The 14,168-nt window shown below is 70.0% G+C and carries 16 protein-coding genes; 5 read left to right on the plus strand and 11 right to left on the minus strand.

What is annotated here, in order from left to right:
• Position 1: 1 nt before the first annotated feature.
• Positions 2-781 carry a CoA transferase subunit A gene (locus ACTJJ4_RS03740; protein WP_440942074.1) on the minus strand — a complete coding sequence of 260 codons (780 nt, stop codon included), beginning with the start codon at positions 779-781 and terminating at the stop codon, positions 2-4.
• 104 nt (positions 782-885) lie between these two features.
• Here ACTJJ4_RS03740 and ACTJJ4_RS03745 point away from each other — a divergent pair, with 104 nt between their 5' ends.
• A complete protein-coding gene (locus ACTJJ4_RS03745) occupies positions 886-1,680 on the plus strand; it encodes an IclR family transcriptional regulator (RefSeq protein ID WP_440942075.1) in 795 nt (264 codons plus the stop codon).
• On the opposite strand, the gene ACTJJ4_RS03750 is transcribed toward ACTJJ4_RS03745, so the two are convergent.
• From ACTJJ4_RS03750 to ACTJJ4_RS03790, 9 genes are read right to left on the minus strand one after another with little or no spacing between them, the layout of a single operon-like run.
• On the minus strand, positions 1,681-2,571 hold the full coding sequence (locus ACTJJ4_RS03750) for an alpha/beta hydrolase (RefSeq protein ID WP_440942076.1): 891 nt from the start codon (positions 2,569-2,571) through the stop codon (positions 1,681-1,683). It abuts the gene before it with no gap.
• Positions 2,571-3,323, minus strand: coding sequence for a 3-hydroxybutyrate dehydrogenase (locus ACTJJ4_RS03755; protein ID WP_440942077.1), 753 nt, complete (start codon positions 3,321-3,323; stop codon positions 2,571-2,573). The genes ACTJJ4_RS03750 and ACTJJ4_RS03755 overlap by 1 nt, the downstream gene beginning before the upstream one ends.
• Positions 3,320-4,003 carry a TetR/AcrR family transcriptional regulator gene (locus ACTJJ4_RS03760; protein WP_440942078.1) on the minus strand — a complete coding sequence of 228 codons (684 nt, stop codon included), beginning with the start codon at positions 4,001-4,003 and terminating at the stop codon, positions 3,320-3,322. Before ACTJJ4_RS03760 ends, ACTJJ4_RS03755 begins: the two co-directional genes overlap by 4 nt.
• On the minus strand, positions 3,987-5,537 hold the full coding sequence (locus ACTJJ4_RS03765; protein WP_440942079.1) for a class I adenylate-forming enzyme family protein: 1,551 nt from the start codon (positions 5,535-5,537) through the stop codon (positions 3,987-3,989). The genes ACTJJ4_RS03760 and ACTJJ4_RS03765 overlap by 17 nt, the downstream gene beginning before the upstream one ends.
• Positions 5,538-5,545: 8 nt before the next feature.
• Positions 5,546-6,652: a branched-chain amino acid ABC transporter permease gene (locus ACTJJ4_RS03770; RefSeq protein WP_440942080.1), complete on the minus strand. Its 1,107-nt coding sequence runs from the start codon at positions 6,650-6,652 to the stop codon at positions 5,546-5,548.
• Complete coding sequence (locus ACTJJ4_RS03775; RefSeq protein ID WP_440942081.1) at positions 6,649-7,524, minus strand: branched-chain amino acid ABC transporter permease; 876 nt, start codon at positions 7,522-7,524, stop codon at positions 6,649-6,651. The genes ACTJJ4_RS03770 and ACTJJ4_RS03775 overlap by 4 nt, the downstream gene beginning before the upstream one ends.
• Positions 7,521-8,231 carry an ABC transporter ATP-binding protein gene (locus ACTJJ4_RS03780; RefSeq protein ID WP_440942082.1) on the minus strand — a complete coding sequence of 237 codons (711 nt, stop codon included), beginning with the start codon at positions 8,229-8,231 and terminating at the stop codon, positions 7,521-7,523. Before ACTJJ4_RS03780 ends, ACTJJ4_RS03775 begins: the two co-directional genes overlap by 4 nt.
• Positions 8,228-9,004, minus strand: coding sequence for an ABC transporter ATP-binding protein (locus tag ACTJJ4_RS03785; RefSeq protein ID WP_440942083.1), 777 nt, complete (start codon positions 9,002-9,004; stop codon positions 8,228-8,230). Before ACTJJ4_RS03785 ends, ACTJJ4_RS03780 begins: the two co-directional genes overlap by 4 nt.
• A gap of 3 nt (positions 9,005-9,007) precedes the next feature.
• Positions 9,008-10,204 (minus strand): substrate-binding domain-containing protein, encoded by a 1,197-nt coding sequence (locus ACTJJ4_RS03790; protein WP_440942084.1) that lies wholly within the window; start codon positions 10,202-10,204, stop codon positions 9,008-9,010.
• A 125-nt stretch (positions 10,205-10,329) separates the two neighbouring features.
• Here ACTJJ4_RS03790 and ACTJJ4_RS03795 point away from each other — a divergent pair, with 125 nt between their 5' ends.
• The 3 genes from ACTJJ4_RS03795 to ACTJJ4_RS03805 are packed head-to-tail and all read left to right on the plus strand — an operon-like array spanning position 10,330 to position 12,502.
• Positions 10,330-10,770 carry a MarR family winged helix-turn-helix transcriptional regulator gene (locus tag ACTJJ4_RS03795; protein WP_440942085.1) on the plus strand — a complete coding sequence of 147 codons (441 nt, stop codon included), beginning with the start codon at positions 10,330-10,332 and terminating at the stop codon, positions 10,768-10,770.
• Entirely contained in the window at positions 10,767-11,993 is a 1,227-nt protein-coding gene (locus tag ACTJJ4_RS03800) for an MFS transporter (RefSeq protein ID WP_440942086.1), read from the plus strand. Before ACTJJ4_RS03795 ends, ACTJJ4_RS03800 begins: the two co-directional genes overlap by 4 nt.
• Before the next feature lie 26 nt (positions 11,994-12,019).
• Complete coding sequence (locus ACTJJ4_RS03805) at positions 12,020-12,502, plus strand: YbaK/EbsC family protein (protein WP_440942087.1); 483 nt, start codon at positions 12,020-12,022, stop codon at positions 12,500-12,502.
• Here the strand turns inward: ACTJJ4_RS03805 and ACTJJ4_RS03810 are convergent, their stop codons facing one another.
• Positions 12,503-12,997: a hypothetical protein gene (locus ACTJJ4_RS03810; RefSeq protein ID WP_440942088.1), complete on the minus strand. Its 495-nt coding sequence runs from the start codon at positions 12,995-12,997 to the stop codon at positions 12,503-12,505.
• Positions 12,998-13,070: 73 nt separating this feature from the next.
• Here ACTJJ4_RS03810 and ACTJJ4_RS03815 point away from each other — a divergent pair, with 73 nt between their 5' ends.
• Entirely contained in the window at positions 13,071-14,165 is a 1,095-nt protein-coding gene (locus ACTJJ4_RS03815) for an LOG family protein (RefSeq protein WP_440942089.1), read from the plus strand.
• Positions 14,166-14,168: the final 3 nt, after the last annotated feature.

The raw sequence follows: 14,168 nt of genomic DNA on the forward strand, positions 1-14,168 counted from the left end.
GTCAGTCGCCTCCCTGTCCTGCGGCGACGGTGCGCCGTTCGATGCGCTTCTCGATGCCGGTCCCCACCTCGACGATCCGGTGCACGAAGACTCCGGGCAGGTGGATACCGTCGGGGTCGAGCTCGCCGGGCTCGACGAGCTGCTCGACCTGAGCGATGCAGATGCGCCCGGCCATGGCGGCGAGCGGGTTGAAGTTGCGGGCGGCCTTGTTGAAGACGAGGTTGCCGTGCCGGTCGCCCTTCAGCGCGTGCACGAGGGCGAAGTCGGTGGTGATCGACTCCTCCAGCACGAACTCGCGCTCCGCGCCGTGGAAGTCGAACGAGCGGGTCTCCTTGACGGGAGAGGCGACCGCGATCGTCCCGTCGGCGTTGTAGCGACGCGGCAGCCCGCCCTCGGCGACCTGCGTGCCGACGCCGGTCTGCGTGAAGAACGCGGCGATGCCGGAGCCGCCGGCCCGCAGCTTCTCGGCCAGCGTGCCCTGCGGGGTGAGCTCCAGCTCCAGATCGCCCTCGAGGAACTGCCGCTCGAACTCCTTGTTCTCGCCGACGTAGGACGAGGTCATCTTGCGGATGCGCCGTGCGCCGAGCAGCACGCCCAGACCCCAGTCGTCCACACCGCAGTTGTTGCTGACCACGCTGAGGTCCTTCGTGCCCTGCGCGAGCAGCGCCTCGATGAGCAGCATCGGGTTGCCCGAGAGACCGAATCCTCCTACCGCGAGCGACGCTCCGTCGGGGATGTCAGCGACCGCCTCGGCCGCCGATGCGAACTGTTTGTCGATCACTGACCACTCCTTCGTGAATGTCCTCATCCAGCATCCGCCCGGCGCGACGGCGGCGGCAAGCCGATGCTTGCGATGTGGTCAAGGATCCGGGTAGCGTCCACATTGTGGAATCGACGGCATCGGGGAGGCGCTCCGTCCCCGGCGCGCAGGCCATCGCCCGGGCATCCGCCCTGCTGCGGCTGGTGTCGGCGTCGGCGGACGGCGCGTCACTGCAGCAGCTGGCGACGGATGCCTCGCTCAGCCGCTCGACAGCCCACCGGCTGCTCACCGCGCTGAAGGTCGAGGGGCTGGTCGATCAGGATCCGGTGACTTCGCGCTGGACGGCCGGTCCTGAGCTGTATCTGATGGGCACGGCCGCGGCGTCGCGCTACGACATCACGGAGATCTCCCGCGACATCGTGCGCTCGCTGGCGGTGAAGACCGAGGAGAGCGCGTTCCTGTCCACGCGACGGGCCGACGAGACGGTGTGCCTGATCCGTGAGGAGGGGTCGTTCCCGATCCGCTCCTTCGTGCTCAGCGAGGGCATCCGCTTTCCGCTCGGCGTCGCCAGCGCCGGAATCGCGATCCTGTCGTTCCTGCCTGACCACGATGTGGATGCGTATCTCGAGCGCCATCCGGAGCTGGAGGGACGCTGGGGCGCGGCCCACGGCCCCGAGCCGCTGCGGAAGCGGCTCGCGGAGACGAAGGCCCGGGGGTACGCCGTGAATCCCGGTCTGATCGTGGAGGGCTCCTGGGGCATCGGCGCCGCGGTCTTCGATCGCGAGGGTCGCCCCGAATGGGCGCTGAGTCTCACGGGCGCCGAGTTCCGCTTCGGCCCCGACAGGCTTCCGCAGCTCGGCCGGACGCTGCTGGCGCACGCGCACCAGCTCTCCTCGCGGATCGCAGGCGCCCGGCGGTAGTCAGGCCCCCAGTTCGGCGACGATCAACGGTGCCAGCGCGTCCGCCCCGCGCTCGGACATCACGACCGTGTAGTGGTTGAGGTCGTCCAGATGCACGTGACGCACCTGCGGGAACTCCGCCAGCACCTTCTGCAGGTGCGCGGGCGGGTAGAGCCCCGGTGTCTCGTTCTGCAGGCCGCGCGGCACGGTGATGAACAGGGTCGGCTTCGACAGCGCTGCCAGTGCCTCCGGGAGCAGCGTGCCGACGTTCATGTCGCGGGTGTCGTCGGCCATCGAGCGATAGGTGGTCGCGGCGCGGAACGCGTCACCGTCCGGGACGAGATCGTAGGCGATGTACCGCTCCAGCTCGTCGCTCCAGTCCTCGGCCAGCGCGGGATGATTCCGCCAGAACCGCTCGGTGTACTCCTGCACGCCCGACCAGCGCATCGAGAGGCGCTCGGCGACCGGTCCCAGCACGACCTGCACCGCCTGCTCCGGGTCGACGCCCGCAGGCAGATCCAGCGGAAAGCCGCCGTCGATGAGCACCAGGCGACGCACACGATCCGGATGCCTGTGCGCGAACGCGACCGCGACGAACGCGCCCATCGAATGCCCCACGACGGTCGTGGACTCGACGCTCACGGCATCCAGCACCGCCGCCATGTCGTCGGCGTGCGCCGCCATGCCCGCGGGCCCCTCGAGAGTGCTGCTCATCCCCCGGCCGCGCAGGTCCGGTGCGATGATCCGGACGCCGGGCATCCGCTCGACGACGAATGGCCAGGCCAGGTGCGAGGACGTGACCCCGTGGATCAGCAGCGCGGTCGCGACCGTTTCCCCCTCCGGCTCCCAGATCGCGACGCGCAGGGCGCCGCCTGCGACGGGGACGTCGGTGGTGCGGTAGGTGTGGGACATCAGCGAGCGCTCCATCCGCCGTCCATGGTGTACGACGCACCGGTCACCATGCCGGCCGCGTCCGATGCCAGCCAGCCCGCGAGCGAGGCGACCTCGGTCGCCTCCACCAGCCGCTTGATCGCACTCTCGGTGAGCATGATCCTCTCCACGACCTCGCTCTCGGGAATGCCGTGCAGCCGCGCCTGGTCGGCGATCTGCTTCTCGACGAGCGACGTGCGCACGTAGCCGGGGTTGATGCAGTTGCTGGTCACGCCGTGCGGGCCGCCCTCGAGGGCCGTCACCTTCGACAGGCCTTCCAGCCCGTGCTTGGCGGCGACGTACGCCGACTTGAACGCGCTGGCGCGCAGCCCGTGCACGCTGGAGATGTTGATGATCCGACCCCAGCCGCGCTCGTACATGCCCGGCAGCACGGCGCGGATCAGCAGGAACGGCGCTTCGAGCATGATGCGCTGGATCAGCCGGAAGGCGTCGGGATCGAACTCGGCGATCGGGCTCACCCGCTGGATGCCGGCGTTGTTCACGAGGATGTCGGCCTGCAGCTCGAGGGCATCGAGCGCTGAGGTGTCGGAGAGGTCGACGGCCCACGCCTCCCCGCCGATCTCGTCGGCGGCAGCAGCCGCCGCCTCGGCGTTCAGATCAGCGATGATCACGTGCGCTCCGCGGCCGGCGAACTCCTTGGCGCACGCCAGGCCGATGCCGCTCGCTCCCCCGGTGACGACGGCCCGCCTGTCGGCGAGGTCCTGTTCGGTCATCCTGCTGCCCCCTTCGTGGTCGGCGAGGTCGTGGTGTCCGGGCGCAGCGCCCGGGTGATGAATGCGGTCATGCCGTCCAGCACGGCCGGGTCGATCTCGGCGGGCGGGCGCCCCTCAGCATCCGTCTCCCAGAGCAGATAGCGCATGCCGATCAGTTCGCCGGCGCCCATCAGCGCCCACGCGACCACCTCGGTGTCCAGCTCGGACGCGACCTCGCCGTCGCGCTGCGCGGCGGCGAGCCCGGCTCGGTACCCGTCCACGATGCGCTCGTAATGCAGCTTGAGCATGGCGGGCGAGACGAACTCCGCTTCGCGGACGACCCGGTACAGCGCCGGATGCTGCGCGGTGAAGCGGAAGAAGCCCTCGAACCCCCTCCGCTCGGCCTCGATGCGGTCCGCGGCACCTGCCATCGCCTCGGACATGGAGTGCCGGACACGGCTGTTCAGGTCGACGACCAGGGCCTCGAAGATCGACTGCTTGCTGTCGAAGTACAGATAGAAGGTGCCCAGCGCGACCCCGGCATGCTCGGTGATCTTCACGATCGACGCCTCGTGATAGCCGAGATCGGCGAACACCTGCTCGGCCGCCTCCAGCAGGCGGCGGCGCGTCAGCTGACCGCGCTTGGTCAGCGGCCGTCCCGTCGCCGGGGAGACCGGCGGATCCTCAGTGGGCGTGATCATGTTCCTCCTTCAGAGGCGGGTCGGCGAGCAGGTCCCGCGCCATCCGCCGCAACCGGCCTCTGGCGACCTTGTCGATGGTCGAGCGGGGCAGCTCGTCGAGCAGCACGATGTGCGCGGGCAGCTTGAACGCGGCGAGCCGCTCCGCGGCGAAAGCGCGCAGCTCGTCCGCCGACACCGGGCCGTCGGTCACCACGAACGCGCAGCCGCGCTCGCCCCACACGGGATCGGGCACGCCGACGACGGCGGAGGCTGCGACCAGCGGATGCCGGTTCAGTACGCCCTCGATCTCGGCCGGGGCGATGTTCTCCCCGCCTGAGACGTAGATCTCCTTCAGCCGGTCCACCACCCGGTGGATGCCGTCGGCGTCGCGGTGCAGCAGGTCGCCGGTGCGGAGCCACTCCCCGCTCCTGGCCCGCGCGGTCGCATCGGGGTCGTCGAGGTATCCGGGGAAGACGCTCGCCCCGCGCACCCACAGCTCCCCGGTCGCCACGCCCCGCAGTTCGAGGCCTGTCGCCGGGTCGACCAGCCTCGCGTCCACGCCCGGGTAAGGCCTGCCGACTGCACCGGGGTGATCGGCGACGAGCTCGGGAGCCAGATACAGCACGTTGGGTCCGGCCTCGGTGAGCCCGTAGCCCTGGGTGAAGGTCAGGCCCCGCGCGGCCCAGCTCGCCACGAGGTCGTCGGGGATGGTCGCCCCGCCGACCACCACGCGACGCAGCGACGCGAGGTCGGCGGATGCCCAGAGCGGATGCTGCAGCAGCATCCGGTACTGGGTCGGCACGCCCATCATGGTGGTGACGCCGCGCTCAGGGACCAGTTGCAGCACGCGGCCCGGATCGAAGGAGCGCTCCAGCACGACGGTCGCGCCGCGCCACCACGCCTGCAGCGGCTGCACGTTCCAGGCTGCCACGTGATACTGCGGCAGCATGGCGAGCACGACGTCATCGGCGCCGAGGGGCATGGCGCGGTCGAGCGCCAGGTTGTTCCAGAAGCAGTTCTCGTGCGTGAGGACGACGCCCTTGGGAGCCGCCTCGCTGCCGGAGGTGTAGATCACCAGCAGCGGGTCGTCGTCGCGGGCCGGTCGCGCCGGCGCCGCCTCCGCAGCGGGCGGCGCGTCGCGCTCCACTCCGGCCACGCCGAGCGCGGCCCGCGAGACGGGAGCCTCGACGAGCTCGAGCGCCGCCGTCGCGAGGGCGGCATGCTCGTCGTCGATCAGCAGCAGTGCCGGCGCCGTCCGGGTGACGAGATCCGCGAGCTCCCCCGGGGTCAGCCGCCACGACAGCGGGACGAACGCGATGCCCAGCTCCGCGCAGGCGAAGAACGCGACGATGTGGTCGGTCGAGTTGCCCGAGACCGTGGCGATCCGCTGGCCGGCGCCGTACCCGGCATCCGTCAGCCGTGCTGCCAGCGCGTCGACTCGTGCGGCGAGCGCGCGATAGTCGGTGCGCACGCCGCGATCATCGACGGCTATGCGTGCGGGCGCTGCGACGGCGCTGTCGCGCAGCCACCGCCCGATCGTGTGCGCGCCCGCCATGACATCCATCATCGCGCCACGACACCCGCCGTGTCGCTCTGCTCGAGCCCGGCGATGCCCGTGTCGGGCGCCGCCCTGCCCCGGCGGCGGCGCACCCAGCCGTCGACCGTCCCGGCGATGCCGCCGGGGAGGAACATGACCACGAGGATGAACAGCACGCCCAGGATGAACAGCGGCTCCGACAGCGGCACACGCAGGATGTCGGGGAGCTGGTGGATGGCGTCGGCCCTGGCCAGCACCGTGAGTCGCTGATCGAGGATCGTGTAGACCACGCCGCCCACGATCGCGCCCCAGCGGAATCCGACTCCGCCGAGCACCACCATGACCAGCACCGTGATCGTGAGGTCCGCTCCGACGGCGCTGGGCTGCGTGCCCGACTGCAGCAGCAGGTACGCGATGCCCGCGAGGGAGGCGCACAGGCCGGCGATCACGAACACGATCAGCTTCGCCCGATTCGGCTGCAGACCCAGCACCCGCACGCGCAGGTCGTTCTCGCGTGCGGCGGCGGCCAGGTGTCCCAGGCGCGAGCGGTCCACCCACAGCACGATCAGGTAGACGACCACGACGACCGCCAGCGACACCCAGTACAGGTTGCGGGTGTTGATGACGCCCACCAGCCAGTCCGGAACCCCTGCGGTGTTCAGGCTGAGCCCCTCCTCACCGCCGGTGACCGCCTGGTTGCGGCGGACGAGCACGGAGCCCGCCTGCGCGAAGGCGAGTGTCACCATCGCGAACGGGATGCCGCTCACCCGCATGGCGACGGCTCCCGTGACAACGGCGATCACGACGCCGCCGAGCAGCGCCGCGAACACCGCAGGCACGAGCGGGAGCTGGGCGGCGTGGAGCACGATGCCCAGCCCATAGGCGCCCGCGCCGAAGTACAGGGCGTGCCCGAAGGACAGCAACCCGGCCGTGCCGAGCATGAGGTTGTACGACAGCGCGAGGGCTGCGAACACCATGCACAGCGACATCAGGGCGAGCGAGCCCGGCGTGTAGGTCGGCCCGGGCAGGATGCCGGGGATCGAGAGGTTCAGCAGCGGGAGCACCGCGAGCACGACGACGACTGCGGCGCCGACGATGAGCGGGAGGAGGTCTCGGATGCTGCGCATGGTCATGCCCTCTTCCCCATCAGTCCGGCCGGTCGCACCAGCAGCACGACCGCCAGCAGGATCACGACGATGAAGTCGCCGGTGCCGCCGAGGTAGGTGTTGGCGACCTGCTGCAGCACGGCCACGAGCACCGAGGCGACGGCGGCGCCCGTCAGGGAGCCGAGGCCGCCCACCACGGTCACGATGAACGCGAAGATCAGCAGCGTGGAGCCGAGATGCGCCGAGACGTAGGTCATGGCGTGCATGGCGAGCACTCCGCCGATGCCGGCGGCCGCGCCGCCGATCGCGAACACCAGGGTGAACGAGCGACGCACGTCGATGCCGAGGGCGGTGACCATGGCGCGGTTCTCGACGCCGGCGCGGATGATCATGCCGTAGCGGGTCTTCTTCAGGAACAGCACGAGCCCGGCGAGCACGATTCCCGCGGCGATGATGAGCACCCAGTACTTGTTCGGGATGCTGGCGCCGAGCACCGAGGTGGTCTGCCCGAGCCACGCCGGTCCTGTGACGGTGACGGGATCCGTGCCCCAGATGCCCTCGAACAGCGCGATCGCGGCGAACGAGAGCCCGACCGTGACCAGCACCTGCTCGATGTGCCGTTCGTACAGCGGCCGGATCAGGATCAGCTCCGTCAGGGCCGCGAACACCGCGCCCACCAGAGCGCCGGCGAGGACCGAGAGCAGGAAGCCGCCCCAGCTGGAGACGCCGATGGTCTGGGCGACCGCCCAGCCGACGAAGGCGCTGAGGGTGAGGAAGGCGCCGTGGGCGAAGTTCAGCACGTGCATCAGGCCGTAGATCAGGCTCAGGCCGCTCGCGACCAGGAAGTACAGTGCCCCGAGGCCCAGGCCGATGATCAGGGTGAGGACAAGCGTGCTCACTTCGTCTCCTCCGCGCTGACGCCCAGCAGGCGTCGGGTCAGGTCGGCGTCATCGAGGATCTCTGATGCCGTTCCGGTGTGCACCACGCGGCCGTCCGCGATCACGATGGCCTGGTCCGCCAGGCGGCGCACGACCTCGAGGTTCTGCTCCACGAGCAGCATGGGAACGGTCGTGGCGGCCTCGGCCAGGGCATCCGCCACCTCGGTGACGATCTTGGGCGCCAGTCCCTTGGTGGGCTCGTCGACCAGCAGCAGCCTGTTGTCGTTCAGCAGGGCGCGGGCGACCGACACCATCTGCTGCTGTCCTCCGGAGAGCGTCCCGGCGCGCTGCTCGCGGCGCGCGATCAGATCGGGGAACAGCTGCGCGACGAACTCGCGGCGCGGCTCGCGCTGGCGCTCGGCGAGCGCGAGGTTCTCGGCGACCGTGAGCCCGGCGAACACCTCGCGGTCCTCGGGGACATAGCCGACGCCGCGCTGCACGATGCGGTGCGTGCTGAGCGCGTCGATGCGCTCTCCGTCGAGGAGCACCTCCCCCCTGCGGGAGATCAGTCCGAGGATGCCTCGCAGCGTCGAGGTCTTGCCCGCACCGTTGCGTCCGAGCACGGCGGTGATGCCGGTGGCCGGCACGTCGAAGGACACGTCCTCGACGACCTGCTGGCCGGCGATCGACGCGCGCAGGTTCCGCACCTGCAGGATGGGGGCACTCACGAAGCCGTCCCCAGGTAGGCGCTCTGCACGGTCGCGTTCTCCATGATCCGCTGCGGGGTGTCCACCGCGATGATGCTGCCGAAGTACATCACCGCGACCAGGTCGACCAGGCCCATCAGCACCTCGATGTGATGCTCGACCATGAGCACGGTGCATCCTGTCTCGGCCTGGAGTCCGCGGATGCTGTCGACGAGGCCCGCGACATCTCCGGAGGCGACGCCGGCCATCGGCTCGTCCAGCAGCACCAGACGGGAGCGGGTCGCCAGGAGCACGGCGATCTCGAGCTTGCGCTTGTCGCCGTGGCTGATGTCCCCCGCACGCGCGTCCAGCCGGTGCCCCAGCCCCACGGAGCGGAGCAGCTCCTCGGCCCGGGTGCTGGCGGCGTCCGAGCGCCGCGGGAAGTGGAACAGCGAGTAGCTGCCGCCCTCGGTGGCCTGCACCGCGATGCGCACGTTCTCGCACACGCTCAGCTGCGGGAAGAGGCTCGAGGTCTGGAACGTCCTCCCCAGTCCCGCCCGGGCGCGCTGCGGCACGCTCGTGCGGGTGACGTCGGCGCCGTCCAGCAGGATGCGGCCGGCCGTGGGCCTGATCACTCCCGAGATGGTGTTGAACAGCGTCGTCTTGCCGGCGCCGTTCGGCCCGATCACTCCGACGAGGGCACCGGGCTCGACGGCGAGGTCGACGTCCTTGAGGATCGTCGCTCCTCCGATCTCGAGTCCGAGACCTTCGACGCGGAGTGATGCGCCGGATGCGGGCGGGGCTGGGGTGGTCACTTCCTACTTCTCCGCGGGCGCGACGTCGGCGGCCGGAACCGTGTCGACGAGTTCGGGCGTGAACGTGCCTCCCGAGGCCACGAGCTTCGCCTGGTACATGTCCTGGATCAGCGCGTGATCCTTCGCGCGGACCGTGTTCTCGCCCTTCGGTCCCTGGAAGGTGAAGCCCTCGAGCGCCTTGATCATGGCGTTCACGTCGCCCTTGCCCTCCTTGACGGCGTGCACGAGCATGATGGCCGCGTTGAACCCGTCGGGGCTGAAGAGGTCGGGCTCGGCGCCCTTCTTCTTCAGCGCGTCCACCATCGCGGTGTCGACCTTGTTGTCGGCCGCGCCCCCGAAGTAGTGGTTCAGGAAGTTGATCTTCTCGGATGCCTCGCCGTAGGCGCCGAACGTGGCGCGGTCGCCGAGTCCGGTCACGACCGGGATGGCGTCCAGGACGCCCTGCTGGCTCATCGCCTGCCACATGGCGCCGGAGGTGGCGCCGGCCCACGCGACGAAGACGAGGTCGGGCTCGGATGCGAGCACCTGCTGCGCGAATGGGGTGAACTCGGTCACGTCCTCCGCCACCAGCACCGGCTCCACCGTGGCGCCCTTGGCACCGAGGATGGCCTGGACCGCCGCGACGTTGCCCTGCCCGAAGGCGTTGTTCTGCGCGAACACGGAGATCTTCTTGCCCTTGATGTCCTCGAGGAACGTTCCCGCGGTCGCGACGTCCTGCGCGGACTGACGTCCGGAGCGGAAGGTGTACTCGTTGACGCCGGTGATGGCATCGGCGGCAGCAGGGCCCGAGATGAAGAGCACCTTGTTCTGCGCGGCCTGCTCGGCCATCGCGAGCGCGACGCCGGAGGACGCACTCCCCATCAGGATGTTGACGCCATCGCCGATCAGCTCCTTGGCTGCGGTCACCGCCGTGTCAGGGTCGCCCGCGTCGTCGCGGTTCTCGATGACGATCTTGGTTCCGCCCACGGCGCCCTTGCCGTCGGTGGCGTAGTCCAGGCCCGCGGCGAAGGCGTCGAGATACTGCTTGCCGTAGCCGGCCAGCGGGCCGGTCTCGCTGGTGATGACGCCCACGCGGACCTCGGCGGGGCCCTTGTCGCCGCCGTCTCCGGGTGCGGCGCCCGGCTGCGGCGCGCATGCCGTGAACAGGAGGGCCGCGGTGGCGAGCACCGAGCCGAGGAGCAACTTCTTCGTAACCCGCATCTGGATGCCTTTCAACGGTGGAAGGTCGGGAACATGAAACCCGATTCAGGTATTGGAATCGTATGCCCTGCGGCATCTGCCGTCAAACGACCCATATACATACCATGTGATATATACTCATTGGTATGGAAAAAGCGGACGTGATCCCGTCGATCGTGCTCTCCGCCCACGCCCTCGCACGGTTCGCCGCGCAGGACGCCGGGAACGAGGCGCCCTCGGCGCAGTGGCGCGCGCTCAGCATCCTCGAGCAGAAGGGCGGGATGCGCATCGGCGAGCTCGCGATCGCCGCCCGCACCACGCAGCCCGGAATGACACGGCTGATCGGGACGCTCGAGCAGGCGGGCCTCGTCACCCGCACCACCGACCCCGCCGACACGCGGGCGACGCTGGTGCACGCGACGGATGCCGGGCTCATCCACCTCGCCGAGTGGCGGGCGGAGCTGCGCGACACGCTCGCGCCCCGTTTCGCGGGACTCGCCGACGAGGAGTGGATCGTGCTGCAGCGCGCAGCAGAGATCCTCGCCGCACACGCACAGGAAACCACCACGACAGGAGAAGCCGAATGAGCGGAACACCACAGGGATCGGTCTGGCGCCAGCCCGCGCAGGTATGGGCGGTCGCCTTCGCCTGCGTGGTCGCCTTCATGGGCATCGGCCTGGTCGACCCGATCCTCCCCGCCATCGCCGACTCGCTCAAGGCATCCCCCGTCGAGACCGAGCTGCTGTTCACCAGCTACCTGCTGGTGACGGGGCTCGCGATGCTCATCACCAGCTGGGTCTCCAGTCGCATCGGCGCCAAGGCGACGCTGCTGACCGGCCTCGCCCTCATCGTCGTGTTCGCACTGCTGTGCGCCATGAGCGGCGGCGTCGACTGGGTGATCGGCTTCCGCGCCGGCTGGGGTCTGGGCAACGCCCTGTTCATCTCCACGGCGCTCGCGACCATCGTCGGTGCGGCCTCGGGCGGCAGCGGTGCGGCGATCGTGCTCTACGAGGCCGCGCTCGGCCTCGGCATCGCCATCGGCCCGCTGCTGGGCGGCCTGCTGGGCGAGGTCAGCTGGCGCGGCCCGTTCTTCGGCGTCGTCGTGCTGATGGCCATCGGATTCATCGCCGTCCTGGCGCTGGTGCGCGACAGCGGCGAGAAGCGCGAGCCCATGCCCCTGTCCGCGCCCTTCCGCGCACTCGGGCGCCCGGCCCTGGCGATCCTCGCCGTGGCGGCGCTGTTCTACAACATCGGCTTCTTCGTGCTGCTGGCCTTCTCGCCGTTCCCCCTCGGCTTCGGCGCCATGGGCATCGGCTTCACGTTCTTCGGCTGGGGCGTGGCCCTCGCCATCACGAGCGTGTGGGTGGCCCCCGCCCTGATGCGTCGCATCTCCCGCACGACCGTCATCCTCATCACGCTTCCCCTGCTCGCGATCGACCTGATCGCGGCCGGACTGCTGGTGGCGAACTCGACGGCGCTCGTGATCTGCATCATCGTCGGCGGCCTGATGCTCGGCATCATGAACACCGTCCTGACCGAGGCCGTCATGGAGGCGACCGACCTGCCGCGTTCGGTCGCATCGTCGGCATACTCAGCGGTGCGGTTCCTCGGCGGAGCGATGGCACCGCCGGTCGCCGCAGCGCTGGCACACGCCTACGACGACACGGTGCCGTACCTGTTCGCCGCCGCGTCCGTGCTGATCGCCGCGCTCACCATCCTGCTCGGGCGTCGCGCGCTCTCCCACATCGACGACGCAGGCGAGGGCGCGGGCGAGGACGCCGAGGCTATCCTCATGGGTGACGCCGCCTGAGCGGCATCCGACCGAAGGAGCCGCTCGTGAACGCACCCGACGATCTGCCCGCACGCAGCCGGCTGGTGCAGGAGCACCTCGCGGCCGCCGGGGTCGACAGCGCGATCGTCGTGCTGCCCGACTCCGCGCGGACCGCCGCGCTGGCGGCGGCCGCGATCGGCTGCGAGGTCGGCGCGATCGGCAACAGCCTGGTGCTGGTCGCCGACGGCGAGCCGGTCCTCGTGATGACGAGTGGCGCGCACCGGGTCGATTTCGGCGTTCTCGCGCGGAGCATCGGAGCGGATGCCGTCGCCATGGCTCCGGCGGATGTCGTGCGCGAAGCGACGGGTCAGGCGATCGGCGGAGTCGCGCCGGTCGGGCATCCGACTCGGCTGCGGACCTACATCGACGAGGACCTGCGCGGCTTCGCGCAGGTGTGGACCGCCGGCGGCACTCCGCACACCGTCATGCCGCTGACGTTCGCCCAGCTCGAGTCGCTCACCGGCGGCGAGACGATCCGCGTCGCCTGATCACTCGACCATCAGGTCGTCGATCTCGAGGTCCTCGTCCAGCAGGCAGTAGATGATCAGGTCGGGATACTCCTCCGGCGCGACGTACAGCAGGGTGATGCCGCCGTCTCCGAACACGACGACGCCGTCGAGCGCGATGTCGTCTTTGAGGGACTGCAGCGCCTCCGCGAGGTCTGCGCCCTCATCCTCGTCCTCGTAAGCGGCCTCCGTGAGCTCCTCGGCGACCTCCCGCTCCCGCTCGTCCAGGATCTCCTGGGTGAGCCGGGCCAGGGCGTGCTGCACCGTCTCCTGCATGGTGTCCATGTCGGGGAGGTCCTCGGGCTCCACATCGACGACATCGTCATCGTCGTCGTCCGCGGAGTCCTCGTCCTCATCGTCCCGGTCGAAGTCCTCGTCGAACTCGTACTCCACGGTGACGCGGCGTCCGCCTGGCAGTTCCACGGTGGCGGTCAGCGCGCCGTCTTCGTCGGTGTCGATGTCATCGAGTTCGATCATGTCAGCCTCCTGCTCGCCATGATGTCACCGCGTCGCGGCGGACGGAAGAGCCCCGTCGCCTAATCTCGTGGACATGAGGAGATCGCGCGGCGGGGTCATCAACGTCGACTCCCTGGAGGACTTCGATCATCGCATCGCATCCGGGGCGCGCTCGATGTCCGGATGGCGGCTGCGCTCGCTGGACCTGACCGACCGCGGCCGCGACCTGCGCTCGGTCGACGTCGCAGGTGCCCTGTTCCTCGGGTGCGTGCTGCGTTCGGACGATGAGGAGTCGGTGCGGGCACGCGGCGCCGTGGTGTTCCCCACCGTCCCGGATACGCCGGTGGACACCTACCGGACCGCGCTGTACACGGCGCAGGAGCTGTACAACACCCCCGACTACGCGCAGAGCCTGGACGCGCGCGTGTACGCGTGGTCGCAGCGCACCGGCTCTCGTGACAGCGCGCTGGCCCAGTCCCTGCACGACCACAGCATCGGGCTGGCATTGGAGCAGTGGATCCAGGGGCGCCGTCTGGTGGGCGTGATGGGCGGACACGACGTGGCGCGCGGCGACGCCGGCTACGCCGACGGCGCACGTCTCGGACGGATGCTGGCGCAGAACCACACCGTGGCCTCGGGCGGTGGTCCGGGCGCGATGGAGGCGGTCAACCTGGGCGGCTATCTCGCGGGTCACGACTCGGATGCCCTCTCCGAGGCGCTGTCCATCCTCAGCAGAGCGCCCGGCTTCGTTCCGAGCATCGACGCGTGGGCGAAGGCGGCCTTCACGGTGCGTGAGCTGTTCCCCGATGGCGGAGACTCGCTCGGCATCCCCACGTGGCACTACGGCCACGAGCCGCCCAACGCGTTCGCGAGCGCGATCGCGAAGTACTTCCGGAACGCGCAGCGCGAGGCGATCCTGCTGGAGATCTGCCAGGACGGGATCGTGTTCCTCCCGGGCGCGGGAGGAACGGTGCAGGAGATCTTCCAGGACGCCTGCGAGAACTACTACGCCGACGAGTCGTCGACCGCCCCGATGGTGCTCATCGGCCGCGACTACTGGACACGCCGCTATCCCGCCTGGCCGCTGCTGAAGGCGCTGGCGAAAGGACGCGCCATGGAGCCGCACGTGCACCTGGTCGAGACGATCGAGGACGCCGTGGAGCTCATGCAGCCCGGCGTTCCGCGATAGGAG

It is taken from the genome of Microbacterium sp. 22195 (assembly GCF_052056515.1).
Classification (GTDB): Bacteria; Actinomycetota; Actinomycetes; order Actinomycetales; family Microbacteriaceae; genus Microbacterium.